The following is a 23,891-nucleotide window of genomic DNA, read 5'->3' on the forward strand; positions in this document are numbered from 1 at the left end:
CCGGGGGCTCTGCCCCGCCCCCCCGGGGCGCGCGGCGCGCCCCCCCCCCCCCCCCCCCCCCCCCCCCCCCCCCCCCCCCCCCGCCCCCCCCCCCCCCGGCGTCAGGAGGAGGGACCGCTGCTGTGCGCGATGCAGGCCACGTCGATCCGGTCGGCCAGCTTGGCCAGCTCGATGGTGAGGGCCGCGACGGTGTCCTCGTCCAGACTCTCCTCGCCCGTCTCCACCAGCCGCAGCCACCGCCCGCCCACCGTGCGCAGCAGCTTGCTCACGTCGGACGCGGCGACCTGGAGCGTGCCGCGGTCGTCGACGATCAGAGGCAGGGTCACTTCGCGGTTCACAACGGGGATCGTAGTCGCGGAAGGCTCACGCTCCGTGCCATACGGTGGTGATGTTGCAGAACTCGCGGATTCCGTGCCCGGACAGCTCACGCCCGTACCCCGACCGCTTGACCCCGCCGAACGGGAACGCCGGGTGGGACGCCGTCATCCCGTTGACGTACACGCCGCCGGCCTCCAGGTCGCGCACGAAGCGGTCCACGTCGGCGTCGTCGCGGGTCCACACGTTGGAACTGAGCCCGAAGTCGGTGTCGTTGGCGATCAGCACCGCTTCGTCCAGGTCCGCCGCCCGGTAGAGCGTGGCGACCGGCCCGAAGGCCTCCTCGCGGTGGATGCGCATCTCACGGGTGACGTCCGCCAGCACGGTCGGCGGGTAGTACCAGCCGGGACCGTCCGGGCGTTCACCACCGCACAGCACCGTCGCGCCGCCGCGCACCGCGTCGTCGACCAGCTCCACCAGGTCGTTCACGCCCTGCTCGCTGGAGAGCGGGCCGACCTCGGTCTCCTCGTCCATCGGGTCGCCGACCCTGAGCGCCCGCATGCCCTCGGCGAAACGCTCGGCGAAGGCGTCGTACACGTCCGTGTGCACGATGAAACGCTTGGCGGCGATGCACGACTGCCCGGCGTTCTGCGTGCGGGCGGTCACCGCCACCGCTGCCGCCCGGTCGATGTCGGCGGACGGCATGACGACGAAGGGATCGCTGCCGCCCAGCTCCAGCACCGTCTTCTTGATCATCTCTCCGGCGGTGGAGGCCACGGCGCGGCCGGCCGGCTCGCTGCCGGTGAGGGTGGCGGCCCGTACCCGCTCGTCGCGCAGGACGTCGTCGACCGCGGCGGACCCGATGAGGAGGGTCTGGAAACAGCCCTCGGGAAAGCCCGCCCGGTGGAACAGGTCCTCCAGGTAGAGGGCGGTCTGCGGCACGTTCGAGGCGTGCTTGAGCAGTCCCACGTTGCCCGCCATCAGCGCGGGCGCGGCGAAGCGGATCACCTGCCAGAGCGGGAAGTTCCACGGCATCACCGCGAGCACCGGACCGAGCGGCCGGTAGCGGACCAGGGCCCGGGAGGCGCCGGAGTCCTTCACGTCGGCCTCCGCGGGCTCCTCGTCGGCCAGCAGCTCCGCCGCATGGTCGGCGTACCAGCGCATCGTCTTGGCGCATTTGACCGCCTCGGCGCGGGCCTGCTTGACCGGCTTGCCCATCTCCGTGGTGATGACCCTGCCGATCTCCTTCTGGTCGGCCTCCAGCAGGTCGGCGGCCCGGCGCATCAGCCCGGCCCGTTCGTAGAACCCCGTGGTGCGGTACGTGCGGAAGGTGGCCTCCGCGAGCTCGATCCGGCGCTCGATCTCCTCCTCGCCCATGGCCTCGTACGTCCTGAGCGTCTCGCCGTTCGCCGGGTTCACCGTCGCGATGGGCATGGCCGACCTCCCTGGGTGCGTGCGTGCCTCGACCCCGGCGCGCGGCGCGGGGCGCCGCAACGGGGACGGGCCGCGGTGTTGCTCGTGGCGTCTCGTCAGTGCGAGTGCTCCGTCAGGCGGTCGAGAAACGCGGCCTGCGCCTTCACGATCACCTCGCGGGCCGCGTCCAGTGCGAACCACGCCACCCGGTCCAGCTCCGGGAACTCCTCGGTCCGCCCCGACCTGGGCGGCCACTCCATGGTGAAGGTGCCGGGCAGGACCGCCGCCGGATCGAGGTCCGCCTCGACGGCCCACACGGTGACGACCTTCCCGCCCGCCTGCCGCACCTCGCCGAGCGGCACGGCCTCGCCCTCGGGCGGGGGCAGCCCCAGCTCCTCCTCGAACTCCCGCCGGGCCGCCTCCCACGCCGGCTCCGACGGGTCGTACTCGCCCTTGGGGACCGTCCAGGCCCCCGCGTCGCGCCGGGTGTAGAACGGGCCGCCCATGTGGCCGAGGAGCACCTGGAGCTCCCCGCCGAGGCCGCGCCGGTGCAGCAGCAGGCCCGCACTGCGCCTCACGGCGCCACCCCGGGGTGCGCGGCGAGCAGGGTCTCCACGGTGTCCGCGTCCTCGGGGCGCTTGTCCTCGCGGTAGCGGACCACACGGGCGAAGCGGAGGGTGACGCCGGCCGGGTAGCGGGTGGAACGCTGGAGACCGTCGTAGGCGATCTCCACGACGAGTTCGGGGCGTACGGTCACGCCCCAGCCGTGCTCCTCGACGGCCAGCTCCTGGAGGCGCTCGGTCTGCCAGGCCAGCAGCGCGTCCGTCATGCCCTTGAAGGTCTTGCCGAGCATCGCGAACGAACCGTCGGCGGTGCGGGCGCCCAGATGGAGGTTGGACAGCCTGCCGGTGCGGCGGCCGTGGCCCCACTCGGCGGCCAGCACCACCAGGTCGAGGGTGTGGACGGGCTTCACCTTCAGCCAGGAGGCGCCGCGCCGGCCCGCGCTGTAGGCGGCGTCGAGCCCCTTGACGACGACGCCCTCGTGCCCGCGCTCCAGCGTCCGGGCGAGGAACTCCTCGGCGGCCCCGGTGTCCCCGGCGTCGTGCACCAGTGTGCGCCGTACCCGCAGCGGCTCGGGGACCAGCCGGGCCAGCTCCGCGTGCCGTTCGGTCAGGGGCAGGTCGAGCAGGTCGCGGCCGTCGACGGACAGGACGTCGAAGAAGACCGCGGAGACCGGGAGCGCCCGCGCGGCCGTGGCGACGTCCGTACGGGAACCGACCCGGCCGGCCGTCTCCTGGAAGGAGCGGGGGCGGCCGTCGGCGTCGAGGGAGATCGCCTCGCCGTCCAGGATGAACCGCTCCCCGGGCAGTGCCAGGGCCGCCTGGGTGACCTCGGGGAGCCGGCCGGTGATGTCGTCCAGGGTGCGGGTGTAGATCCGCACGGTGCCGCCGTCCCGGTGCACCTGGACGCGGATGCCGTCCAGCTTCTCCTCCACGGCCGCCGCGCCCAGCTTGCCGACCGCCTCGGCGACCGAGGACGCGCTGTGCGCCAGCATCGGCAGCACCGGCCGCCCGACGGTGAGCCGGAAGGCCGACAGGGCGGCGGGGCCGTCTGCGAGCAGTGCCTCGGCCACCGTCTGGAGCGAGCCGGCGAGCATCACCGCACGTCGCACGTCCGCCGGGGGCGCCTGCGTCGCCGCGGCCAGTCCCTCGACGGCGGCCGCGTCCAGAGCGCCCTGGCGCACCTCCCCGGTGAGCAGCCCGATCAGGAAGCGCTGCTCCTCCTCGGTCGCCGCGCCCATCAGCTCGCCCACCTGCCGGGTCCGCTCGGCCTGCGCACCGGCGCCCGAGACCGCGCCCAGCCGGGTCAGGCGGGCGTCCACGTCACGTACCGTCAGGGTCGGCGCGTCTGCGGGCGGGACCGGGCGGCCCAGCACCTTCCAGCCGACGCCGATCCGGCCCTGCGGGAGCCGTCCCGCCAGGTACGGGATGACGACCGGCACGTCCTCCGCCTCCGCCTCGCGGAACAGCTCCGCGAGCAGGACGGTCTTCCGGGACCGCGCCGACGTGGCGGCGACCTCCCGGGACACCTGGGCCAACCGGGCAAGCAGCATGCCAACAGGGTGCACCTCGGTGGCCGGTCGTACACCCCGCGCGTTCCACGCGAGGCAGCGGACGCCCCCTCCGGGTGCTCTGCCGTGCCCTCACTCCCCGACGGCCGCGTCCAGGTCCGACATGATCAGGTCGCCGACGATCGCCGTCGCCGCCCGGTAGCCGCCACTCGCCGCGTGGACGACCTGCTCGGCGAAGCCCATCGCGTTGCCGGCCGTCCACACGCCCGGCACGCTCGTGCGGCCCGTCGGATCGACCACGGGGTAGGCGCCGAACGGGGTCTCCTGCAGCTCCGCCCCCAGCCGCTCCAGCAGGCCGGTCTGCGGGAGCGCCTTCGGGGCGACGAACAGCACCGTGCGCTCGTGCGCCGTGCCGTCCGCCAGCCGGACCCCGGTGAGCCGGTCGTCCTCGACCCGCAACCCGGCGACCTCGCCCGGCACCACCTTGACCCCGGCCGCGGCGAGCCGGCGCAGGTCGTCGTCGGACAGCTCGCGCTCGGCGACCGTGTGCAGGAAGAGCGTCACGTCGTCCGACCAGCCGGACACCATCAGGGCCTGGTGCACGCTGAGCGGGCTGGTGGCCAGGACGCCGAAGCGTTCGCCCCGCACCTCCCAGCCGTGGCAGAACGGGCAGTGCAGCACGTCCCGCCCGTACCGCTCGGCGACCCCCGGCACGGGCGGAAGCTCGTCCTTCAGCCCGGTGGTGACGATCAGCCTGCGGGAGCGCACCGTGGCCCCGCTCGCCAGTTCCACCGCGAAGTCCGTGCCGCGCGCGACGTCCACGGCGCGGTCGCGGACCAGCTCCACCCCGTAACGGGCGATCTCCTCCCGGCCGAGGGCCAGGAACTCGGCGGGGGACATGCCGTCCCGGGTCAGGTACCCCTGCATGTGGGCCGAGGGCGCGTTGCGCGGCTCGCCGGCGTCGACGACCAGGGTGCGCAGCCGCGAGCGGCCCAGGAGGAGCGCTGCGGAGAGTCCGGCCGCGCCGCCGCCGACGACGATCACGTCGTACCGGCCGGTCGGGTCGCTGCTCTGCGTCGTGGTGCTGTGCTGGGTCATGGTGACCACCTCCACGTAGAAGGTCACTCCTGGACCCCGGGATTGACAAACAGAGTTGCCGATTCTGCAATATCCGTATGACAGCAGACGATGTCCTCGCCGGTGTCGGACCCCGGCTCCGCCAGCTCCGCAAGGAGCGGGAGGTGACTCTGGCGGCCCTCTCCGAGACGACCGGCATCTCGGTGAGCACCCTGTCGCGGCTGGAGTCGGGGCTGCGGAAACCGAGCCTCGAACTCCTGCTGCCGATCGCCCAGGCGCACCAGGTGCCGCTGGACGAGCTGGTCGGCGCTCCGCCGGTCCGCGACCCCCGGGTGCACGCCGAGCCGATCACGCGCCACGGCCGCACCCACTGGCCGCTCACCCGCCAGGCGGGCGGACTCCAGGCGTTCAAGGTGCTGATACCCCGTCGCGAGGAAGAGCCGGACCCGCGCACGCACGAGGGGTACGAGTGGCTGTACGTCCTCTCCGGCAGGCTGCGGCTCGTGCTCGGCCGGCACGACGTGGTGCTGACGGCGGGAGAGGCCGCCGAGTTCGACACCCGGGTGCCGCACTGGTTCGGGTCGGCGGGGGAGGCACCGGTCGAGTTCCTCAGCCTCTTCGGCCCGCAGGGGGAGCGGATGCATGTGCGGGCGCGGCCCAAGCGGTCCTGACGGCCGTGACGCACGACTGCCGTGGAAGCTGTTCCCTGAACGGCAAGCGACCGCTTAGTATGCGATGGACCCGGTCGGACGACGCAGTCGGTGGAGGCCCCGCATGCAGGCATGGCAGGTGCACGAGAACGGCGAACCGGGCGAGGTGATGCGCCTCGCGGACGTGGCGCCGCCGACACCCGGCGAGGGCCAGGTCCTGCTGAGGGTCCGCGCCGCGAACATCAACTTCCCGGACGCCCTGCTCTGCCGGGGCCAGTACCAGGTCAGGCCGCCGCTGCCGTTCACGCCCGGCGTGGAGATCTGCGGCGAGACCGAGGACGGCCGCCGCGTCATCGCCAACCCCGCGCTGCCGCACGGCGGCTTCGCCGAGTACGCCCTCGCGGACGCGCGCGCCCTGCTGCCCGCGCCCGACGCGCTGGACGACGCCGAGGCCGCCGCCCTGCACATCGGCTACCAGACCGGCTGGTTCGGCCTGCACCGCCGGGCCCGCCTGGAGGCCGGCGAGACCCTGCTCGTCCACGCCGCCGCGGGAGGCGTCGGGAGCGCCGCCGTGCAGCTCGGCAAGGCCGCCGGCGCCACCGTCATCGGCGTCGTCGGTGGCCCGGACAAGGCGGCCGTCGCCCGTGAGCTGGGTTGCGACACGGTCGTCGACCGGCACGGCGAGGACGTCGTCGCCGCGGTGAAGGAGGCCACCGGCGGCCGGGGCGCCGACGTGATCTACGACCCCGTCGGCGGCCAGGCCTACGCCCAGTCCGCGAAGGCCGTCGCCTTCGAGGGCCGGATCGTCGTCGTCGGCTTCGCGAGCGGCACGATCCCCAGCCCCGCGCTGAACCACGCGCTGGTCAAGAACTACGCGATCCTCGGCCTGCACTGGGGCCTGTACAACACCAAGAACCCGGAGCTGGTCCGGCACTGCCACGAGCAGCTCACCGAGCTGGCCGCGCGGGGCGCGATCAAGCCGCTGGTGAGCGAGCGGGTGCCGCTCGCCGGTGCCGCCGACGCCGTACAGCGCGTCGCCGACGGAAGGACGACCGGCCGCGTGGCCGTCGTACCGGAGAACCTGGACAAGGGAGCCGACGCATGAGGGACGCAGCGGAACTGCGCCGCCTTACCCGGGAGTTGCTGGCCGCTCATCCGCCGTCGACCACCGAACGCCTGGACTTCCTGCGGGCCCGCTTCGACGCGGGACTGGCCTGGGTGCACTACCCGGAGGGCCTCGGCGGACTCGGCGCCCCCCGCTCCCTCCAGGCCGTCGTGGACGCCGAGCTGGCGGCCGAGGGTGCCCCCGACAACGACCCGCGGCGCATCGGCATCGGCCTCGGCATGGCCGCCCCCACCATCCTCCAGTACGGCACCGAGGAGCAGAAGCGCCGGCTGCTGCGCCCGCTGTGGACCGGGGAGGAGGTCTGGTGCCAGCTCTTCAGCGAGCCGGGCGCCGGGTCCGACCTGGCCGCCCTCGGCACGCGCGCGGTGCGGGACGACGGCGGAGACTGGACCGTCAACGGGCAGAAGGTGTGGACCTCCAGCGCGCACCTCGCCCGCTGGGCCATCCTCATCGCCCGCACCGACCCGGAGGTGCCCAAGCACCGGGGCATCACCTACTTCGTGTGCGACATGACCGACCCCGGCGTCGACGTGCGGCCGCTGCGCCAGATCACCGGCGAGGCCGAGTTCAACGAGGTCTTCCTCACCGACGTCCACATCCCCGACTCCCGCCGTCTCGGCGAGGTCGGCGACGGCTGGCGGGTCGCGCAGACCACGCTCAACAACGAGCGGGTCGCCATCGGCGGCACCCCGATCCCCCGCGAGGGCGGCATGATCGGCAAGATCGCCGCGACCTGGCGGGAGCGTCCCGAACTGCGTTCCCACGACCTGCACCAGCGACTGCTCGGGCTGTGGGTCGAGGCCGAGGTCGCCCGCCTCACCGGCGTACGCCTGCGCCAGCAGCTGGTGGCGGGCCAGCCCGGCCCCGAGGGCGCCGGCATGAAGCTGAACTTCGCCCGCCTCAACCAGGAGATCAGCGGCCTGGAGGTCGAACTCCTCGGCGAGGAGGGCCTGCTCTACGACGACTGGACCATGCGCCGCCCCGAGCTGGTCGACTTCACCGGCCGCGACGCCGGATACCGCTACCTGCGGTCCAAGGGCAACAGCATCGAGGGCGGGACCAGCGAGGTCCTGCTGAACATCGTCGCCGAGCGCGTCCTCGGTCTGCCCGCCGAACCGCGCACCGACAAGGACGTCGCATGGAAGGACCTCGCCCGATGAGCGCACAGCCGGAACCCGCTCTCCTCTACTCCGAGGAGGAAGAGGCGCTGCGCGCCGCCGTCCGGGACCTGCTCACCGACCACTGCGACCCGGCGGGCGTCGTCACGCGCACCGAATCGGCCGCCCCGCACGACCTGACGCTGTGGAAGACCCTCGCCGGCTCGATGGGCCTGGCGGGACTGCTGGTCCCGGAGGGGCTGGGCGGGCAGGGCGCCACGCACCGGGAAGCCGCCGTGGTCCTGGAGGAGTTGGGACGCGCGGTCGCACCGGTGCCGTACCTGACGAGCGCCGTCGTCGCCACCGAGGCGCTGCTGGCCTGCGGGGCCGACGACCTGCTCACCGAGCTGGCGGCCGCCACGACCGTGGCCGCGCTCGCCGTCGGGCTGCACGTCGCACCGGGCGGCGCCGTGCCGCACGTACGGCTCGAAGGCAGCACGCTGCACGGGGAGCTGACGGGAATCGCCGACGCGTCCTTCGCCGACGTGCTGCTGGTGCCGGCGGACGACGGGGGCCTGTACGCGGTCGCCGCAGCCGACGTGAGCGTCACCCCGCAGGTGTCGCTCGACGCCACCCGCCCGGTGGCGCGGGTGACCCTCGACGGGGTGCCCGGACGCCGGATCGGCGACGCGGAGCCCGCCGTGCGACGGGCCCTGCGTGCCGGTGCCGGACTGCTGGCCTCCGAACAACTGGGCCTCGCCGACTGGCTGCTGACCGAGACGGTCCGCTACCTCAAGGAACGCAAGCAGTTCAACCGGCAGGTCGGCGGCTTCCAGGCGCTCAAGCACCGGCTCGCCCGGCTGTGGCTCGAGGTGGCCGGCCTGCGCGCCGCCGCCCGGAGCGCCGCCGACGCCCTGGCGACCGGCGAGGACACCGACGTGGCGGTCGCCGTGGCCCAGGCGTACGCGGCCCAGGTCGCCGTCCACGCCGCCGAGGAGGCGCTGCAACTGCACGGCGGGCTCGGCATGACCTGGGAGCACCCCGTCCACCTGTACCTCAAGCGGGCCAAGGCTGACTCGATCGCCTACGGGGCGGCGGGCACCCACCGCACGGCGCTGGCCGAACTGGTCGACCTGCGAGCGCCCTGACGCGTCGTCCGGGCGCCGCGCAGCCCGAGTGAACGATCGGCGGCGGTCCGGCCAACTCCCCGCAGGGCTCTGCTCCCCGGGGCCACCGGGCCCCCATACTCACTGGGGTCCCGTACGGCACCTCCAGGGAGGCAGAGCATGGCCGGCACCACCCGACGCAGAGCCCTCACCACCCTCGGCGCCGCCCTCGCGGGCGCGGTCGCCCTGCCCGCCGGCACCGCGCTGGCGTCCGAAGGCAGGCACGGACCGCGCCCGTTGTGGCGCGCGCACGCCCACAACGACTACGAGCACCCCCGCCCCCTCCTCGACGCCCTCGACCACCGCTTCGGCAGCGTCGAGGCCGACATCTACCTGGTCGACGGCCAACTCCTCGTCGCCCACGACCCCGAGGACCTCGACCCCTCCCGCACCCTGGAGTCCCTGTACCTCGACCCGCTCGCCGCCCGCGTCCGCGCGGGCCACGGCCGGGTGTACCCGCGGGAGGCAGGCTCCCTGCAACTCCTGATCGACATCAAGACCGAAGGCGCGTCGACGTACCTCGAACTGGACCGCCGACTGCGCCGCTACCCGCACCTGTTCACCTCCTACGCCCACGGACGGGTCCGCCCGGGCGCGGTCACCGCGGTGGTCTCCGGCGACCGGGCCGCCCGCGCGCCCATGGCGGCCCAGCGCACCCGCCGCGCCTTCTACGACGGCCGCCTCACCGACCTGGGCACCGCCGCACCGGCCTCCTTCGTCCCGCTCATCAGCGACAACTGGACGCTCACCTTCACCTGGCAGGGCGTGGGCGCCTTCCCGGCCGCCGAGCGGCGCAGGCTGCGGGAGATCACCGACGCGGCCCACGCGCGCGGGCAGCGGGTGCGCTTCTGGGCCACGCCCGACGTGGCCGGGCCCGCGCGGGACGCCGTGTGGGGCGAACTGCTCGCCGCCGGGGTCGACCATCTCAACACCGACGACCTGGCGGGCCTGGAGGCCTTCCTCGACGCCCACCGAAAGCGGTAGGGACGGCACCGGAACACCACTCGTTCGGCGGACAGGTCAGCTGCCCGGACGAACCCTCCGCTACGCCACACTTACGGCCGAACGCCGCGAAGTGGACGTGGCGGAGGAGGTTGACGATGGCCATTTCCATCTCTGTGGTGCTCTTGCTGTTCATCCTGGCGGTGCTCTTCCTGCGCAACGGCGGGCTGAAGGTCTCGCACGCGCTGGTGTGCCTGCTGCTCGGCTTCTACCTGGCGAGCACGAGCATCGCCCCGACCATCAGCAGCGGTCTGACGGCGACGGCGGACATCGTGAGCAGCCTCAGACCGTGACCCGGCGCCCCGGGCCCCGGCGTCTCAGCCGTCGATCACCCGGGAGCGGATGAGGAAACGCACCCCCTCGGGTGCCTCCAGTGAGAAGCCGCTGCCCCGGCCCGGGACGACGTCCACCGTCAGCCGGGTATGGCTCCACACCTCGTACTGGCTGCGCGACATCCAGAACCCCACCGGCTCCGCGACGCCGTCCACGGCCAGTTCGCCGAGCAGGACGTCCGAGGCGCCGGTGCGGAACTCGCCGGCCGGGTAGCACATGGGGGCGCTGCCGTCGCAGCAGCCGCCGGACTGGTGGAACATCAACGGGCCGTGCGCGTCGCTCAGCCGTCGCAGCAGCAGTGCCGCCTCGGGGGTCAGCTCGACGCGGGGGATCTCCTCGTGTGTGTCGCCCATGTCGCGTATGGCACCACGGGGAAGGTTGCGAGTGCGTTGCGCGGCAGCAGCCCTCTCGGCTTCCGGTGTACCGCTCTCGACGTGTCCCTCTCGGCACGCCTCTCTCATATATGTCTTTTGACATACCTATGAGCCCATACTTATTATCCGCGGGTGACCGAATCCAGCACCCGTAGCCGGGACATCGACCACGTGGCCTCCGGCCTCGCGGCGTGCCTTCCCGCGCTGCACCGGGCGCTGGACCGACAGGTCGCCGCCCGGTACCCGCACCCCAAGCCCCCCGAGGGCCAGCTCGCCCTGCTGCGGTTCGTCGCGCAGCACGAGGGCGCCACGGTGCGCGAGGCCGCCGAGTCCCTGCTGATGAAGCCCAACAACGTCAGCGCGCTGGTCTCCCAGCTCACCGAACAGGGTGACCTGGAGCGCCGGCGGGACAGCGCCGACAAGCGGGTCGCCCACCTCCACCTCACGGCCACGGCCCGTGAGCGGCTCTCCGAGGTGCGGGAACTGGAGACCACGTTCATCCGCCACGCCCTGACCTCCCTCACCGAGGGCCAGCAGGGCGCGCTGGGCTCCGCCCTGGACGCCCTCGACGCGTTGACGCGGCATCTCCACCCCGGCGCTCGCTGACACGCGGGCCCGCCCCTCGCGGCGCGCCGTTCCCTTTCCCGTACCACCCCTTCCGGCAGTTCCCCTTCCCGCAGCACGCCTCGCTGCGGTGCCCCCGCCTCAGGAAGAGAAGGCTCCTTCATGCCGTCCACGTCCGTGGATCACTCCACCATGCCCGCGGCCGAGACCGCCCCCGCCCCAGGGGCGGCCGGCCGTCTGCGGGCCAACCCGTGGCTGACCCTCCTCGCCGTCGCGTTCGGACTGTTCATGGTCCAGCTCGACGGCTCCGTCGTCGCCATCGCCAACCCCGAGATCGGCAGCGACCTGCACGCGTCCACCGCCCAGCTCCAGTGGGTGACCAACGCCTATCTGCTCGCCCTCGCCGCCACCCTCATCCTGGGCGGCAAGCTCGGTGACCGCTTCGGCCGCCGCACCTACTACCTGGTGGGCGTCGCGGGGTTCACCCTCGCCTCGGTCGCCATCGGCCTGTCCGGTTCGATCGAGGGCGTGGTCGCCTTCCGGGCCCTCCAGGGAGCCTTCGGCGGACTGCTGATGCCCAACACGCTCGGACTGCTCCGCTCCGTCTTCCCGCCGAAGAAGTTCGCCATGGCGGTGGGCGTCTGGGCCATGGTCTCCGCCGTCGCGACAGCGCTCGGGCCCATCGTCGGCGGCCTCCTCGTGGAGCACGTCGACTGGGAGTCGGTCTTCTACATCAACGCGCCCATCGGAGTCGCCGCCGTCGTCTTCGGCGCACTCGTCCTTCCGGAGAGCCGCAACGCGGGCGGCCGGGAACGGTTCGACATACCCGGTCTCGTCCTGCTCGCCCTCGGCCTCCTGGCCGTCGTCTTCGGTGTCGTCAAGGGCGAGACCTGGGGCTGGACCTCCGCGGGCACCCTCGGTGCCGTCGCCGCCGGCCTCGTACTCCTGCTCGTGTTCGGCCGGTACGAGATGCGCGTGGAGCACCCGTTGCTGCCGATGCGGCTGTTCCGCAGCCGCGCGCTGACCATCGGGGCGATCGTCACCGCGCTGAACTTCTTCGTCATGCTCGGTGTGATCTTCTTCGTCATGCTGTACCTGCAGAACGTGCGCGGCTTCACGCCGGTCGAGGCCGGCGTGCGGACGCTCCCGCTCAGCCTCGCCTCGCTGGTGGCCTCACCCCTGGGCGCGGCCCTGACCCAGCGGTTCGGCCCCCGGCTGACGATGCCGCTGGGCATGCTGCTCCAGGCGGCCTCCTGCTTCGGCATGCTCACCTGGCAGACCGACTCCTCCTACGCCACGATGTGGCCGCCGTTCATCGCGCTCGGCCTCGGCGTCGGCATGGTGATGTCCGCCTCCTCCGACGCCATCGTGGGCAACGCCCCCGTCCGCGACGGCGGCGTGGCGGGCGGCCTCCAGGCGACGACCCTGCAGATCGGCGGCGCGCTGGGCACGTCGGTGCTGGTCTCCCTGATCAGCGCCCGAGTCGGGGCGACCCTCACCGGCGAGCTGATCGACGCCGGCGTGACGCCGGCCGTGGCCGACCGTCTCGGCGAGGCCGAGGACGCCGTGGCGATGGGCGTGGCACCCGTCTCCGGCGACCTGCCGGCCGGGCTGCGGGCCGCCGTGGTGGAGGGCAGCGGGCAGGCGTTCATGAACGGCGTCCACGTGGCCGTGATCGTCACCGGCGCCCTCTGCGTGCTGGGCGCGGTCCTCGCCGCGGCCGGACTCAGGCTTCCCCGGCCACGGAGCGCGGAAGCACCGTGACCCGGTGGAAATTGCACCCCGGGGGCGCCGAGGGCCCGGAAACCCCGGGGGCCGCCGCGGTGAGGTCGGCCGGGGGCCGGGACTGGTGGGCCTTGAGGGCGATGCTCGTCAGGCTCAGCAGCAGGTCGACGTCCGCGTCGCAGTCCAGGTGCACGGTCACCCAGCGGGAGTCGGGCACCAGACGGATGGCGGTGGACCCGCCGAGGTCGTACTGGAAGCGCTGGATGGCCCGGTGGGTGAGGTGGAGGTCCACGTCCCGGTCCGAGTGGAAGTGGACGATCTCGTCCCGGACGGAGCGCAGCGCCCGTCCGGTTCGGCAACTGGCCGGACCTGCGGTCAGGTCCGGCCAGGCGTGCAGCCGCTCAAAGGCGCGCTGGGCCAGAGTCATGGCCCTATCGTCGCCCTATCACCGCTTCGCAACCAGGGGTTGAGCGATTCTTAACCGGCACGTGAGGTCGCAGGGGCTGCTCAGCTGCTCAGCTCCTCAGCTCCTCAGCTCCTCAGCTCCTCAGCTCCTCAGCTCCTCAGCTCCTCAGGGAGTGACGCAGCCGATCGAGTCGGCCGGGAAGTTGTTGCCCGTCGACGTCGCGGTGAAGCCGAAGGTCACGCTCCCGTCCGGTGGTACGACCCGGTTGTGGTCCACGTTCCGCACCGTGACCGTGCCGTCGCTGCCCTTGGACGCCGAGCCGTTCCACACTCCGCCGAGCGTCGTGCCGCTGCCCGGCTGCCACCGCACCGCCCAGCCGTTCAGCGGCTCGGTCCCGTGGTTCATCACCGTGACCGAGCCCTGGAAGCCGCCGCTCCAGGAGTTCTGCACGGCGTACACGGCCATGCAGGACCCGGTGTGGGTGGGCGGGTCCGTCGGGTCGGTCGGGTCGGTCGGGTCTGTCGGGTCCGGGTCCGGAGTGCTGCCGGAACCGCGGATGCCGGTGACCTCCCCGTTGCCGCCGTCGAAGACGACGTCCGAGCAGGAGAAGAAGTTCTCCTGGCTGTCGGAACGCACCCACTGCATGAAGATCAGCGCGTTGCCCGAGCGGCCCGAGGGAAGCGCGAGGTCCCAGTAGTAGTGGCCCCCGTCGGTACCGGGCGAGCCCTGCTGGGGCGGGTTGGTCTTCGTCTGGATCAGCTCCAGGTCGTCCCAGCCCAGCTCGGACGTGGGCGACCAGCCCGGCTTGGTCAGGTACACCCGGAAGGACCCCGGGTGGGCGGCCCAGTTGCTGTACTGCACCGGGATCGTCGCCCCCGACGTCAGGTGCGTGCGGGGCCAGTCACCACGGGGCGCGTTGTAGGCGGAGAAGTCGTACGGGGAGCGGTCGCCCGCGCTGCACAGGCTGCCGTCCGGCACGTAACCGGCGCCGCGGCCGCCCGCGTTGGAGTCGAGTACGGCGAACCAGTTGTACAGCGCCGTGGCCCCGCTCTGGTCGAGCGCGGCCTGGCAGGCCGGGTTCGTCGGGTCGAGGGCTCCGGTGCCGGTCTTGGCGTCCAGCTGGCACAGGTAGGTGCGGGAGCCGGGCATCATCGCCACGCCGTGCGCCTCGGCCCGGCCCTGCCCGAGCAGAAGGGCGCTGCCGAGCGCGCCGAGCAGGGTGGCCAGTACTGCCGCTAGAGACAGGAATCTGGTGCGTCGAACCATAGGGGTCTCCTGGTTCCGGTCCATGGATGAGCAGATTGGTGGTGAGCATCGTGGTGATCGGTTCATGACAAGATCGAGTCACGATGGAACCCTCGCCCGTCCGGGGCGGGCGCATCGACCGGACGGGCGAGGAGACGGTGGGTGTGTGACCGTTACGCCGTGGTGCAGGCGACGTCGTTCAGGCGGAACCCGGCCGGCTCGGCGAAGGTGCCGCCGTAGGTGCCCTGGAAGCCGAACGACAGGCTGCCGCCGGGGGCGATGCGGGCGTTGTGGCTCGCTCCGGTCGCCGTGACGCTGCCCGTGGCGGGCGTGACGGACGCGTTCCAGGCGTTGGCGATCCGCTGACCGGAGGGCAGCGTGAAGGCGAGCCGCCAGCCGTCGACGGGGGCGGTGCCGGTGTTGGTGACCTTCACGTCCGCGGTGAAACCGCCCTGCCAGACGTTCGTGCCGTACGACACCGCGCACGCCGACGTGCCGCCCGGATTCCCGGGGTCGGGGTCGCCGCCCGGTGTGCCGCCGGTCTCGATGCTGGAGGAGAAGGAGTTCACGGCCAGCCCGGCACCGTTCTGCCAGGGTTCGAACCCTGCCTGAACGCTCGTCAGGTACCAGTCGTTCCCGGCGAGTCCGCGGGCGACCGTCTCCCGCACGAAGTCCTTGACGTCGAAGCTCCAGCCGCTGATCGCCGACGGGGCCACGAAGGACAGCACGTCGTTGGAGCCGTTGCCGCCGCTCCACACCTCCCAGGTCCGCCCGCCGACGGTGGCCGTCCCCACCGGCGAGCCGATGGGCTGGATCGGCCCAACCCGGTTGAACCAGATCATGATCTCGGTCCGGTTCACCCCGTCGGTACGGGGGGTCGGGTCCAGCCAGATGTCGTACGAGGCGTTGTAGACCGCGTTGCCGACGAAGGTGTACGAGATGCTGGACGGCGCCGAGGAGATGGTGTCGAGCCGGGCGGGGAGCTTGGTGCCCGGCGAACAAGCCGTGTAGTGACAGCCGTTGAAGATCGAGGGGTAGGACTTCGGCGCCCCGTTGGTCGGCGTCGAGCCGTCCGCCTGGGTGACCCGGAAGCCCGTGTCGGTGGCGGTGACGCACTGGGTGGCGCTGGAGCCCCAGCGGTTGTTCTGGACGATGTACCGCCCCTGGACCGTGGTCGTCCCGAAGGGCTCGCAGAGTGTGGTGTCCGCCTGGGCCGGCGCCGCGGCGGTCACGAGTGACGCGACGAGGGCGAAGGTCGCGCAGGCCGCGCCGAGGGCGCCTAAGAGGCCGCGGGGGGCGCGGACTCGGGGCCGTAACGTTCGCATGGGGGGCCTCTCCGGGAGGGTGCGGGGGAGGGAGGGGCCGGTGCGGGAGCGCTCCCAACTCCCCACTGATGGGAGCGCTCCCACTTACCGGTTGATTGAGGACTGTAGGAGTGGTTCATGTTCCTGACAAGACTGTGCGCACCCGGATTGTCGAATGAATCTCGAAGCCCCAGGTGAGAGGCACGCCCTGCCGGGAGCGCTCCCGGCGCAGTCCCCGGCGGACACGGCCCTCGGGCGTCGGTCCCCCTCGCTCAGGCGGAGGCTCGGATCACCAGTTCCGTACGGAGGATGACCTGCCGCCAGGCGACCGGGGTGTCCTCCATCTCCTCCTGCAGCAGCCGCACCATCGTGCGGCCGATCTCCTCAAGGGGCTGCCGGACGGTCGTCAGCGGCGGATCCGTGCGGCGGGCCGGGTGGAAGTCGTCGAACCCGATCACCGCGACGTCCTGCGGCACCCGGCGGCCCGCGGCGCGCAGCGCGTGGAGCGCCCCGGCGGCCATCGTGTCGGAGGCGGCGAAGACCGCGTCGAGGTCCGGGTGCCGGTCGAGCAGTTCGGTCATCGCCCGGTGCCCGCTCTCCTCCGTGAAGTCGGTCCCCTCGACGACCAACGACGACCCCGCGGCCACGCCCGCCGACTCCAGCGCATCGCGGTATCCGCGCAGCCGGCACTGGGCGACGTACATGTCGAGCGGTCCGCTGATCGCCCCGATCGTGCTCCGGCCGGCCTCCAGCAGGTACGTCACCGCGCCGCGCGCCCCGCCCGCGTTGTCGGCGTCCACGTACGTGACGCTCTCCTCGCCGGAACGGCGCCCCAGCATCACGGTGGGCAGCCCCGCCTTGGCCAGCATGTCCGGCAGCGGGTCCTCGGCGTGCACGGACATGAGCAGCACGCCGTCGACCCGGCCGCCGCGGGCGTACTCCACGAAGCGCTGCCGCTCGGTGTCCGTGCGGACCAGGGTGAGCAGCAGCTGCACCGGGGTGTCCGTGAGGGCGTCGCCGACGGCGTGGACGATCTCGGTGAAGAACGGCTCCCCGAACAGCCGCCAGTCCGGCTCCGTCATCACCAGCGCGACGGCGTCGGCACGGTGGCCCGCCAGGGAACGCGCCGCGAGGTTCGGCACGTACCCCAGCTCGGCGATGGCCCGCTGCACGGCGCGGCGGGTCGAATCCCGCACGCCGGCCGCGTTGTTGATGACCCTGGAGACGGTGCCCCTGCCCACGCCTGCGCGGGCGGCCACCTCCTCCAGCGTCGGCGTACCGGGACGCTGTCTGCCCATGTCCGCCCGCCTTCCCCCACGAGATCATCCGATACTACGGCGACCCGCCCGGGCCCTGCGGGGGATCGTGCGGGTGGAGGCGGGCAGACCGGTGGGAATCGTACGGGTGGAGGTCGGCCGACGCCGGCGCAGGGGGCAGGTCCGGAAGGGCCCCCGGCCGGCGGCTCTTCAGGACGGTGCGCAGGTCCCCCAGGGTGGGCCAGGCGGTCGACCCTGCTCGGCACGGCGCCGGACCGGGCCGTCCCAGTGCCCGCGCGGCCTTGCCGTGTCGGCGGGGTCGACCATGCGAGACCACTGACAACGTGGCCAGTCCGGGAAACGCGGGGACCGTGGGCGAGGGCGAGGGCGAGAGCGAGGGCGAGGGCGAGGGTGAGGGCGTGGGCGCGGGCCGCGGGGGAGGGCGTGAGCGAAGGCGGCGGCGGGGCGGGGACGGGGCGGGCCGCGGCGAGGGGCGGCCCGCTCACCGTCAGTCGTCCAGGCGGACCGGCATCAGCAGCGAGAACGTCCCCGCGTCGTCCACCCGGCGGATCGCCAGGGGTGTCGTGGGGGCGGCACCGAACTCCAGGACGAGCCGGTCCCGGCCCGCGGCGGCGAGCGCGTCCAGCAGGAACCCGCGGTCGACGCCGACGCTGTTCCAGTCCTCGTCGCTGTCCCCGCAGACCACCACCGAGCCGTCGTCCGCCGTCGCCAGCACACTGACGTCCCGCGCCGCACGGCCGGGCCCGCCCGCCTCCGCCACGCGGACGGGACCAACCTTCAGCGCCTCCCGGAACCCGGCGACGTCGACGACGGTCCGCCGCCCCGACGGCAGCCGGACGAGACGGCGGTAGTCGGGGAAGTCGTGCGCGAGACGCTCGCCCGACACCCGGCGCTCTCCCGCCTCCAGCGTCATGCGGTCGCCCTCCACGGCGAAGTCCGCGGCCCCGTCGTCACCCAGCAGCGCGCGCATCGCGTCGGCGAGCGGGGCGGGCACGAGAACCTGCTCACGCGGGCCACCGTGTCCGGCACCGCCCACGCGTGCGACGGCCATCCGGTACCGGTCGGTGGCCACCACGTGCAGCGCGTCACCGTCGACGTCGAACAGCACGCCGCCGAGCATCGGCAGCTCGGGATCCTTGCCGACGGCGAAACGGACCGCGTCGAGCGCGCCCGCCAGTGCGGACGCGGAAAGGGACAGCCGGACGGTGCCGGTACGCGGCGAGGCGGTCATGGGGTTCTCCCTGCGATCGAGTAGCGCTTCGAGTGCGGAGAACTCGCCGCGGGCCTCGGTCAGCCCGTGTTCGAGACGGCGCAGGTGCGCCCCGAGAAGCCCGCGCACCAGGTCCGTGTCCGGGCCGGACCAGCCGGCCAGCACCAGCCGGATGTCCGCCAACGGCATGCCCGCCCGCCGTAGCCGGGCCAGCACCCTGGCCTCCTCGAGCTGTCCCGGGGCGTACCAGCGGTACCCGCTCACGGGATCGACCCGCGCCGGGACCAGCACGCCTGCGCGGTCGTAGAACCGCAGGGCGCTCACCCCCAGTCCGCTGTCGCGGGCCATCTCCCCAATGCTGCGCATCTCGCTCTCCACGTCCGCCACCCTGGTCCCTCGACCAGGTCGAGGGTCAACCACGGGCCGACGCCCCCGGGCAACCGGCCGGCCCGCACAGCCCGCCCGTCCACCATTGCGGCCTTGACCTCACGCGCACTTGAGGTACGACAGTGGTCCGCATGAGCGCAGAAGACGCATACGTGGAAGCAGACCCGGCCTACATCAAGGCCATCGAAGGCGTCGTGGCCGCCGTCGAACGCACGCAGCGCGCCAAGGACGCCGAAGGGTTCCTCACCCTCTTCCACCCCGACGCGCTCTGGACCACCGCCCACGGCAAGGTCCTCCTGGGCCTCGACGCGATCGCCGGGTTCACCCGTGCGGTCCTGCCCGCCGCCGTGTGGGACGGCGACGTCACCTACGAGGTGACCCACACGCAGTTCCTGCGCCCGGACGTGGCCGCGGTCAAGGTCCGGCAGGTCTACCGCTCGGCCGAGGGCGACACGGAGGGCGCCCCGCTGTACGTGATGACCAAGCAGGACGACGGACGCTGGCTGCTGCACGCCTGCCAGAACACCGAGGTCCGGACGCCGCATTGAGGCTGTCGCTTCCGCGGCGCGGGGGAGGGGCGACCGGCCTCACCAGACTTTGCTCCACCCGGTCGTCCTGGAATACGAGTCCAGCAGGTCCACCACGAAGACCAGGGTCGAGCCGGGCGGGATCAAGGGAGAGGGCGACTGATTGCCGTAGCCGAGACGCGGGGGAACGATGATCTCGCGCCGACCGCCGACCTTCATCCCCCTCACCCCCCGGTCCCAGCCCTTGATGACCTTGCCACTGCCCAGGGCGAACTTGAACGGCTGACCCCGGTCCCAGGAGGCATCGAACTCCTTCCCGGTCTCGAAGGTCACCCCGACATAGTGGACCCTGACCACCATGCCCGGCTTCACCTCGGCACCGTCCCCGACGACCAGGTCCCGGACGGTCAGCTCGGCAGGAGCGTCACCCTCCGGAACGTCGACCTCGGGCTTCGTCGGTTCACTCATTGCAGCCTCATCACTCTCAGCCGGAAGCCGTCGCACGGACCGGCCGGACACACTACCGAGAGCGCAGGTCCCCGGCCCACGGGGGCCCGGCCGGGCGAGCCGCCTGGTCGTGCCCAGTCAGGCCCCCTTTCCCGGGTGCCTAGAAGAAGCCGAGCTTCCTGGGCGAGTACGACACCAGGAGATTCTTGGTCTGCTGGTAGTGCTCCAGCATCATCTTGTGGTTCTCCCGGCCGATGCCCGACTGCTTGTAACCGCCGAAGGCGGCGTGCGCAGGGTAGGCGTGGTAGCAGTTCGTCCACACACGTCCCGCCTGGATCGCACGCCCCGCGCGGTAGGCGGTGTTCATGTCGCGGGTCCAGACCCCGGCGCCGAGGCCGTACAGGGTGTCGTTGGCGATCCCGACGGCGTCGTCGAAGTCGTCGAAGGACGTCACCGACACGACCGGGCCGAAGATCTCCTCCTGGAAGATCCGCATGCGGTTGTGGCCCTCGAAGACCGTCGGCTGGACGTAGTAGCCGCCCTTCAACTCGCCGTCGTGCTCGATCCGTTCCCCACCGGTGAGCACCTTGGCGCCCTCCTGGCGGCCGATGTCCAGATAGGAGAGGATCTTCTCCAACTGGTCGTTCGAGGCCTGCGCGCCGATCATCGTGTCGGTGTCCAGCGGGTGGCCCGGCTTGATCAGCTCGGTGCGGGCGACGGCGGCCTCCATGAACTCGGCGTAGCTGCCGCGCTGGACGAGGGCCCGGGACGGGCAGGTGCAGACCTCGCCCTGGTTGAGCGCGAACATCGTGAAGCCTTCGAGGGCCTTGTCCCGGAAATCGTCGTCCCGCGCCCAGACGTCGTCGAAGAAGATGTTCGGTGACTTGCCGCCCAGCTCCAGCGTGACCGGCTTGATGTTCTCCGAGGCGTACTGCATGATCAGCCGCCCGGTGGTGGTCTCCCCGGTGAAGGCCACCTTCGCCACCCGGGGGCTCGACGCCAGCGGTTTGCCCGCCTCCACCCCGAAGCCGTTGACGATGTTGAGGACACCGGGCGGCAGCAGGTCCGCCACCAGGCTCAGCCAGTAGTGGATCGAGGCCGGCGTCTGCTCCGCGGGCTTGAGGACCACCGCGTTCCCGGCGGCGAGGGCGGGGGCGAGCTTCCAGGCCGCCATCAGGATCGGGAAGTTCCACGGGATGATCTGCGCGACCACTCCCAGCGGCTCGTGGAAGTGGTACGCCACGGTGTCGTCGTCGACCTCACCGAGAGAGCCCTCCTGGGCCCGGACCGCGCCCGCGAAATAACGGAAGTGGTCGATGGCGAGCGGGATGTCCGCCGCCAGCGTCTCGCGCACCGGCTTGCCGTTCTCCCAGCTCTCGGCGACCGCCAGACGCTCCAGATTCGCCTCCATGCGGTCCGCGATCTTCAGCAGGACGTCGGAACGCTCCGTCACCGAGGTGCGGCCCCAGCCCGGAGCTGCCTCGTGGGCGGCGTCGAGCGCCCGCTCCACGTCGTCCGCGGTGCCGCGCGCGACCTCGGTGAACGGCAGACCGTTGACCGGGGACGGGTTCTCGAAGTACTGACCGCGCGCCGGGGGCACGTACTCCCCGCCGATGAAGTGGTCGTAGCGGGACTGGTAGGAGACGATCGCGCCTTCGGTGCCGGGCGCCGCGTAACGGGTCATCCTGAGTGCCTCCCTCGTCGAGCACTGCCCGTCGTCGGACAGCTCCGCGCGTGAGGCTAGGAAGCGGGACGTTGCAGTGACGTTGCAGTGAGGCCGCGTGCGCCGTCGTGACCGCTCGGTCTTCCTGGAGCAACGCTCACCGGTGAACGCTCACCACGTGTCCGCCGCGGTCAGCTCGGACTCCAGTGCCGCGAGCCGGGCGGCGGTCGCCGCCGTCGGGCGGACCGCCGCCAGCGCGCGCCATATGTCGAAGTCGTCCTCCCCCCAGGGGGCGTGCGCCCAGTCGGCGAGCAGGTCGGGGTCGCCGCAGGCGATCAGGGCCGCGCGCAGACCGTCGGCGAGCCGGCGCCTGAGCCGTGCCACCGCCGGAGCCCGGGAGCCGGGCAGCAGGGGCCCCGCGTACTCCGCCGCGGCCGCCGTGACCGCACCGGCCCGCAGACGACGTTCGACAACGGCGGCGTCGGACGCGACGGGCATCGTGAGCCGGTACGGTCTGGAGGCCAGCCGCCCCGGGCCCAGGATGCCCCGCAGCCGCGCCAGTTCCGCCCGCAGCGTCACCGGCGGCACCGTCTCGTCCTCGTACAGAGCGCACAGCAGCTCGTCACCGCTCAGGCCCTCCGGGTGGTGGGCCAGCAGTACGACGATCTCACTGTGCCGCCGGCTCAGCCGCACCCGGCGGCCGTCCGTGCGCAGCAGGGCCTCGTCGCGGCCCAGCGCGGTCAGCTCGGCCGCCCCGGTCCCGGGCCGCTCCGGAGTGAGCAGCGCCAGCTGCGACTCGGCGGCCCGCGCCACCGCCTGTACGAAGCCCAGACTGTGCGGATGCGCCAGACCGTTCCCTCCGGTGATGTCCACGGCGCCCAGCACCCGCCCGGTGCGGGGGTCGTGCACCGGAGCGGCGGCGCAGGTCCAGGGATGGACCCGGCGTATGAAGTGCTCGGCCGCGAAGACCTGCACCGGGCGCCCGACGGCCACCGCCGTGCCCGGCGCGTTCGTCCCGACGGCCGACTCCGCCCAGCGGGCGCCGGGCACGAAGTTCATCCGTCCCGCCAGGCGCCGGGTGGCCGGATGCCCCTCGACCCACAACAGCCGGCCGTGCGCGTCGCACACCGCGAGCAGATGCTCGCCGTCGGCGGCGAACGACCCCAGGAGCTCCCGGACCAGTGGCATGACCCGGGCCAGCGGGTGCTCGGACCGGTAGGTGCCGAGGTCACCGTCCGTCAGCTCCACGCTCGCGGTGCCGTCCGGGCCCACACCCGCGTGGACCGACCGCCGCCACGAGTCCGCCACCACCGCGCGCACGGGCCGAGACACCGTGCCCGCCTCGGTGAACGCCTCGTGCGCCCGGCGAAGGGCGCGCGCACGCTCCACGGGATCCGCCCCCGGTTCCAGGGCCAGCCATGACTCGGTCAACTCGGCCTCCCCGGGCGGCGGTGCGGTACGGGACATCGTGACTCCGTGGCCAGGCGCGGACAACCACCTGGACCGGCCGAACCCCGCAAGTGGGTCAGAAGAAGTTGACCAGTCTGATGTAGCGGGTCCAGTCCCAGAAGGGACCCGGATCCGTGTGGTCGCTGCCGGGAACCTCGTGGTGGGCGATGATGCGGCTGCGGTCCTTCGGGATGCCGTAGGCGGTGCAGATCGCCGCGGTGAGCCGGGCCGACTGTTCGTACAGGGCGTCGGTGAAGTACTCGGGCTGGTCCACCCACCCCTCGTGTTCGATCCCGATGCTGCGGGTGTTGTAGTCCCAGTTGCCCGCGTGCCAGGCGATGTCCGTCTCGCGGACGCACTGCGCCACGTGCCCGTCGCCGGACCGGACGACGTAGTGCGCGGAGACCTGTTTCCCGGGGTCGCGGAAGATGGACAAGGTGTCGTCGTACGTCTCCTGCGTGACGTGGACGACCACGTAGTCGACGGGATAGCTCGTGGGACGGGTCGACCGGCTGTAGTTGGACGAGGTGGCCGGCTGCCACTCGGCAGTGGGGTAGTCGGCGGCGCGGGCCTGTGCGGCGGCCGCCCGGGTGCCGGAGAGCAGGGTGCAGGGGACGGTGGCCAGCGCGGCGCCCTTAAGGATCCGCCGCCTGCTCGGAACGGGTACTGTCCTCTCCCTGTCCATGGGGGTTGCCCTTTCGTCGGTGGGCCCTCGGCCCGGTGGGGGGTGGGTGCTCAGCTGTCCGGCATGACCGAGCGACACGACCCGGCGGCATGGCGGACCGTCATGACGGGACGGCAGGGACGGGCCGTCATGACAGGGCGTCACGTCAACGAGGCATGGCTGCGGAGCCGAAGCCGACACGGACGTCCGGTCACCCGTGGGGCGAGGTGCGTCCGCGTGAATCACCGTACGGGGAGCGGGGATTGCGCAGTAGAGCGCCGCGCCGTTCGGTGGACAGCCACCACCTTGTGGACACTGCGCTCACTCGATCGAGTGACGAGAGTGTCGAGCCGGTCCTTCTGAGGACCATCGGGAGCTGGAGCTGGGGCTGGGGCTGGG

24 protein-coding genes are annotated in these 23,891 nt (G+C 72.6%); 9 read left to right on the forward strand and 15 right to left on the reverse strand.

Features of this window, described 5'->3' with window-relative positions; all coding sequences use genetic code 11:
* Nucleotides 1-101: 101 nt before the first annotated feature.
* The 5 genes from ACIBCJ_RS27090 to ACIBCJ_RS27110 form a co-directional block, all read right to left on the reverse strand.
* Nucleotides 102-338, reverse strand: coding sequence for a DUF6213 family protein (locus tag ACIBCJ_RS27090; protein ID WP_003977626.1), 237 nt, complete (start codon nt 336-338; stop codon nt 102-104).
* 25 nt (nt 339-363) lie between these two features.
* On the reverse strand, nt 364-1,749 hold the full coding sequence (locus ACIBCJ_RS27095; protein ID WP_362096502.1) for an NADP-dependent succinic semialdehyde dehydrogenase: 1,386 nt from the start codon (nt 1,747-1,749) through the stop codon (nt 364-366).
* 95 nt (nt 1,750-1,844) lie between these two features.
* Nucleotides 1,845-2,306, reverse strand: coding sequence for an NUDIX domain-containing protein (locus ACIBCJ_RS27100; protein WP_365979722.1), 462 nt, complete (start codon nt 2,304-2,306; stop codon nt 1,845-1,847).
* Nucleotides 2,303-3,841 carry an ATP-dependent DNA ligase gene (locus ACIBCJ_RS27105; protein WP_365979723.1) on the reverse strand — a complete coding sequence of 513 codons (1,539 nt, stop codon included), beginning with the start codon at nt 3,839-3,841 and terminating at the stop codon, nt 2,303-2,305. The genes ACIBCJ_RS27100 and ACIBCJ_RS27105 overlap by 4 nt, the downstream gene beginning before the upstream one ends.
* 90 nt (nt 3,842-3,931) lie before the next feature.
* Nucleotides 3,932-4,897, reverse strand: coding sequence for an NAD(P)/FAD-dependent oxidoreductase (locus ACIBCJ_RS27110; RefSeq protein ID WP_365979724.1), 966 nt, complete (start codon nt 4,895-4,897; stop codon nt 3,932-3,934).
* A gap of 77 nt (nt 4,898-4,974) precedes the next feature.
* On the opposite strand from ACIBCJ_RS27110, the gene ACIBCJ_RS27115 reads away from it, so the two are divergent.
* From ACIBCJ_RS27115 to ACIBCJ_RS27140, 6 genes are all read left to right on the forward strand, one after another.
* On the forward strand, nt 4,975-5,547 hold the full coding sequence (locus ACIBCJ_RS27115) for an XRE family transcriptional regulator (RefSeq protein WP_362503319.1): 573 nt from the start codon (nt 4,975-4,977) through the stop codon (nt 5,545-5,547).
* A gap of 103 nt (nt 5,548-5,650) precedes the next feature.
* Nucleotides 5,651-6,631 (forward strand): NADPH:quinone oxidoreductase family protein, encoded by a 981-nt coding sequence (locus ACIBCJ_RS27120; RefSeq protein WP_365979725.1) that lies wholly within the window; start codon nt 5,651-5,653, stop codon nt 6,629-6,631.
* Entirely contained in the window at nt 6,628-7,812 is a 1,185-nt protein-coding gene (locus tag ACIBCJ_RS27125; RefSeq protein WP_365979726.1) for an acyl-CoA dehydrogenase family protein, read from the forward strand. Before ACIBCJ_RS27120 ends, ACIBCJ_RS27125 begins: the two co-directional genes overlap by 4 nt.
* A complete protein-coding gene (locus ACIBCJ_RS27130; RefSeq protein ID WP_362503310.1) occupies nt 7,809-8,897 on the forward strand; it encodes an acyl-CoA dehydrogenase family protein in 1,089 nt (362 codons plus the stop codon). The genes ACIBCJ_RS27125 and ACIBCJ_RS27130 overlap by 4 nt, the downstream gene beginning before the upstream one ends.
* A 138-nt stretch (nt 8,898-9,035) precedes the next feature.
* Nucleotides 9,036-9,899: a phosphatidylinositol-specific phospholipase C/glycerophosphodiester phosphodiesterase family protein gene (locus tag ACIBCJ_RS27135; protein ID WP_365979727.1), complete on the forward strand. Its 864-nt coding sequence runs from the start codon at nt 9,036-9,038 to the stop codon at nt 9,897-9,899.
* A gap of 116 nt (nt 9,900-10,015) precedes the next feature.
* On the forward strand, nt 10,016-10,210 hold the full coding sequence (locus tag ACIBCJ_RS27140; RefSeq protein ID WP_133886887.1) for a hypothetical protein: 195 nt from the start codon (nt 10,016-10,018) through the stop codon (nt 10,208-10,210).
* A 24-nt stretch (nt 10,211-10,234) separates the two neighbouring features.
* On the opposite strand, the gene ACIBCJ_RS27145 is transcribed toward ACIBCJ_RS27140, so the two are convergent.
* Nucleotides 10,235-10,603, reverse strand: coding sequence for a DUF779 domain-containing protein (locus tag ACIBCJ_RS27145; protein ID WP_362096477.1), 369 nt, complete (start codon nt 10,601-10,603; stop codon nt 10,235-10,237).
* A gap of 153 nt (nt 10,604-10,756) precedes the next feature.
* Between ACIBCJ_RS27145 and ACIBCJ_RS27150 the strand changes: the two genes are divergently transcribed.
* Together ACIBCJ_RS27150 and ACIBCJ_RS27155 are read left to right on the forward strand one after the other, a co-directional pair.
* Nucleotides 10,757-11,230, forward strand: coding sequence for a MarR family winged helix-turn-helix transcriptional regulator (locus ACIBCJ_RS27150; RefSeq protein WP_362096474.1), 474 nt, complete (start codon nt 10,757-10,759; stop codon nt 11,228-11,230).
* A 120-nt stretch (nt 11,231-11,350) separates the two neighbouring features.
* Nucleotides 11,351-12,952, forward strand: a complete 1,602-nt coding sequence (locus ACIBCJ_RS27155) for an MFS transporter (RefSeq protein ID WP_365979728.1) — start codon at nt 11,351-11,353, stop codon at nt 12,950-12,952.
* On the opposite strand, the gene ACIBCJ_RS27160 is transcribed toward ACIBCJ_RS27155, so the two are convergent.
* The 5 genes from ACIBCJ_RS27160 to ACIBCJ_RS27180 all read right to left on the reverse strand — a co-directional run bounded on the left by ACIBCJ_RS27160 (nt 12,915) and on the right by ACIBCJ_RS27180 (nt 18,721).
* Nucleotides 12,915-13,340 carry a luciferase family protein gene (locus ACIBCJ_RS27160; protein WP_362096468.1) on the reverse strand — a complete coding sequence of 142 codons (426 nt, stop codon included), beginning with the start codon at nt 13,338-13,340 and terminating at the stop codon, nt 12,915-12,917. The two genes, ACIBCJ_RS27155 and ACIBCJ_RS27160, sit on opposite strands and share 38 nt — an antisense overlap.
* A 144-nt stretch (nt 13,341-13,484) precedes the next feature.
* Entirely contained in the window at nt 13,485-14,585 is a 1,101-nt protein-coding gene (locus tag ACIBCJ_RS27165; protein WP_365979729.1) for a lytic polysaccharide monooxygenase, read from the reverse strand.
* 152 nt (nt 14,586-14,737) lie between these two features.
* Complete coding sequence (locus tag ACIBCJ_RS27170; RefSeq protein WP_362503062.1) at nt 14,738-15,889, reverse strand: cellulose binding domain-containing protein; 1,152 nt, start codon at nt 15,887-15,889, stop codon at nt 14,738-14,740.
* Between the two features lie 251 nt (nt 15,890-16,140).
* Nucleotides 16,141-17,166, reverse strand: a complete 1,026-nt coding sequence (locus ACIBCJ_RS27175; RefSeq protein WP_362096459.1) for a LacI family DNA-binding transcriptional regulator — start codon at nt 17,164-17,166, stop codon at nt 16,141-16,143.
* Nucleotides 17,167-17,632: 466 nt separating this feature from the next.
* On the reverse strand, nt 17,633-18,721 hold the full coding sequence (locus ACIBCJ_RS27180; RefSeq protein ID WP_365979730.1) for a MerR family transcriptional regulator: 1,089 nt from the start codon (nt 18,719-18,721) through the stop codon (nt 17,633-17,635).
* A 152-nt stretch (nt 18,722-18,873) separates the two neighbouring features.
* Between ACIBCJ_RS27180 and ACIBCJ_RS27185 the strand changes: the two genes are divergently transcribed.
* Nucleotides 18,874-19,290, forward strand: a complete 417-nt coding sequence (locus ACIBCJ_RS27185; RefSeq protein ID WP_365979731.1) for an SgcJ/EcaC family oxidoreductase — start codon at nt 18,874-18,876, stop codon at nt 19,288-19,290.
* A gap of 39 nt (nt 19,291-19,329) precedes the next feature.
* Here ACIBCJ_RS27185 and ACIBCJ_RS27190 read toward each other — a convergent pair whose 3' ends face one another.
* The 4 genes from ACIBCJ_RS27190 to ACIBCJ_RS27205 all read right to left on the reverse strand — a co-directional run bounded on the left by ACIBCJ_RS27190 (nt 19,330) and on the right by ACIBCJ_RS27205 (nt 23,513).
* The gene (locus ACIBCJ_RS27190; RefSeq protein WP_362503055.1) at nt 19,330-19,737 is read right to left on the reverse strand and encodes an FKBP-type peptidyl-prolyl cis-trans isomerase; all 408 of its coding nucleotides are present in this window, start codon (nt 19,735-19,737) and stop codon (nt 19,330-19,332) included.
* Nucleotides 19,738-19,876: 139 nt separating this feature from the next.
* Nucleotides 19,877-21,400 carry an aldehyde dehydrogenase family protein gene (locus ACIBCJ_RS27195; protein WP_365979732.1) on the reverse strand — a complete coding sequence of 508 codons (1,524 nt, stop codon included), beginning with the start codon at nt 21,398-21,400 and terminating at the stop codon, nt 19,877-19,879.
* 150 nt (nt 21,401-21,550) lie between these two features.
* Nucleotides 21,551-22,846, reverse strand: coding sequence for a GAF domain-containing protein (locus ACIBCJ_RS27200; RefSeq protein WP_365979733.1), 1,296 nt, complete (start codon nt 22,844-22,846; stop codon nt 21,551-21,553).
* 58 nt (nt 22,847-22,904) lie between these two features.
* Nucleotides 22,905-23,513 carry an N-acetylmuramoyl-L-alanine amidase gene (locus ACIBCJ_RS27205; protein WP_362096441.1) on the reverse strand — a complete coding sequence of 203 codons (609 nt, stop codon included), beginning with the start codon at nt 23,511-23,513 and terminating at the stop codon, nt 22,905-22,907.
* Nucleotides 23,514-23,891: the final 378 nt, after the last annotated feature.

The sequence above is a fragment of the Streptomyces sp. NPDC051136 genome (assembly GCF_044455745.1).
In the GTDB taxonomy this organism is placed as follows: domain Bacteria; phylum Actinomycetota; class Actinomycetes; order Streptomycetales; family Streptomycetaceae; genus Streptomyces.

What these genes read in the sequence shown, in the direction of transcription:
- ACIBCJ_RS27115 (WP_362503319.1), top strand. Translation starts at nt 4,975, where the DNA reads ATGACAGCAGACGATGTCCTCGCCGGTGTCGGACCCCGGCTCCGCCAG.
- ACIBCJ_RS27095 (WP_362096502.1), bottom strand. Translation starts at nt 1,749, where the DNA reads ATGCCCATCGCGACGGTGAACCCGGCGAACGGCGAGACGCTCAGGACG.
- ACIBCJ_RS27180 (WP_365979730.1), bottom strand. Translation starts at nt 18,721, where the DNA reads ATGCGCAGCATTGGGGAGATGGCCCGCGACAGCGGACTGGGGGTGAGC.
- ACIBCJ_RS27140 (WP_133886887.1), top strand. Translation starts at nt 10,016, where the DNA reads ATGGCCATTTCCATCTCTGTGGTGCTCTTGCTGTTCATCCTGGCGGTG.
- ACIBCJ_RS27125 (WP_365979726.1), top strand. Translation starts at nt 6,628, where the DNA reads ATGAGGGACGCAGCGGAACTGCGCCGCCTTACCCGGGAGTTGCTGGCC.
- ACIBCJ_RS27110 (WP_365979724.1), bottom strand. Translation starts at nt 4,897, where the DNA reads ATGACCCAGCACAGCACCACGACGCAGAGCAGCGACCCGACCGGCCGG.
- ACIBCJ_RS27205 (WP_362096441.1), bottom strand. Translation starts at nt 23,513, where the DNA reads ATGGACAGGGAGAGGACAGTACCCGTTCCGAGCAGGCGGCGGATCCTT.
- ACIBCJ_RS27135 (WP_365979727.1), top strand. Translation starts at nt 9,036, where the DNA reads ATGGCCGGCACCACCCGACGCAGAGCCCTCACCACCCTCGGCGCCGCC.
- ACIBCJ_RS27165 (WP_365979729.1), bottom strand. Translation starts at nt 14,585, where the DNA reads ATGGTTCGACGCACCAGATTCCTGTCTCTAGCGGCAGTACTGGCCACC.
- ACIBCJ_RS27120 (WP_365979725.1), top strand. Translation starts at nt 5,651, where the DNA reads ATGCAGGCATGGCAGGTGCACGAGAACGGCGAACCGGGCGAGGTGATG.
- ACIBCJ_RS27175 (WP_362096459.1), bottom strand. Translation starts at nt 17,166, where the DNA reads ATGGGCAGACAGCGTCCCGGTACGCCGACGCTGGAGGAGGTGGCCGCC.
- ACIBCJ_RS27160 (WP_362096468.1), bottom strand. Translation starts at nt 13,340, where the DNA reads ATGACTCTGGCCCAGCGCGCCTTTGAGCGGCTGCACGCCTGGCCGGAC.
- ACIBCJ_RS27190 (WP_362503055.1), bottom strand. Translation starts at nt 19,737, where the DNA reads ATGAGTGAACCGACGAAGCCCGAGGTCGACGTTCCGGAGGGTGACGCT.
- ACIBCJ_RS27185 (WP_365979731.1), top strand. Translation starts at nt 18,874, where the DNA reads ATGAGCGCAGAAGACGCATACGTGGAAGCAGACCCGGCCTACATCAAG.
- ACIBCJ_RS27170 (WP_362503062.1), bottom strand. Translation starts at nt 15,889, where the DNA reads ATGCGAACGTTACGGCCCCGAGTCCGCGCCCCCCGCGGCCTCTTAGGC.
- ACIBCJ_RS27145 (WP_362096477.1), bottom strand. Translation starts at nt 10,603, where the DNA reads ATGGGCGACACACACGAGGAGATCCCCCGCGTCGAGCTGACCCCCGAG.
- ACIBCJ_RS27130 (WP_362503310.1), top strand. Translation starts at nt 7,809, where the DNA reads ATGAGCGCACAGCCGGAACCCGCTCTCCTCTACTCCGAGGAGGAAGAG.
- ACIBCJ_RS27195 (WP_365979732.1), bottom strand. Translation starts at nt 21,400, where the DNA reads ATGACCCGTTACGCGGCGCCCGGCACCGAAGGCGCGATCGTCTCCTAC.
- ACIBCJ_RS27200 (WP_365979733.1), bottom strand. Translation starts at nt 22,846, where the DNA reads ATGTCCCGTACCGCACCGCCGCCCGGGGAGGCCGAGTTGACCGAGTCA.
- ACIBCJ_RS27155 (WP_365979728.1), top strand. Translation starts at nt 11,351, where the DNA reads ATGCCGTCCACGTCCGTGGATCACTCCACCATGCCCGCGGCCGAGACC.
- ACIBCJ_RS27105 (WP_365979723.1), bottom strand. Translation starts at nt 3,841, where the DNA reads ATGCTGCTTGCCCGGTTGGCCCAGGTGTCCCGGGAGGTCGCCGCCACG.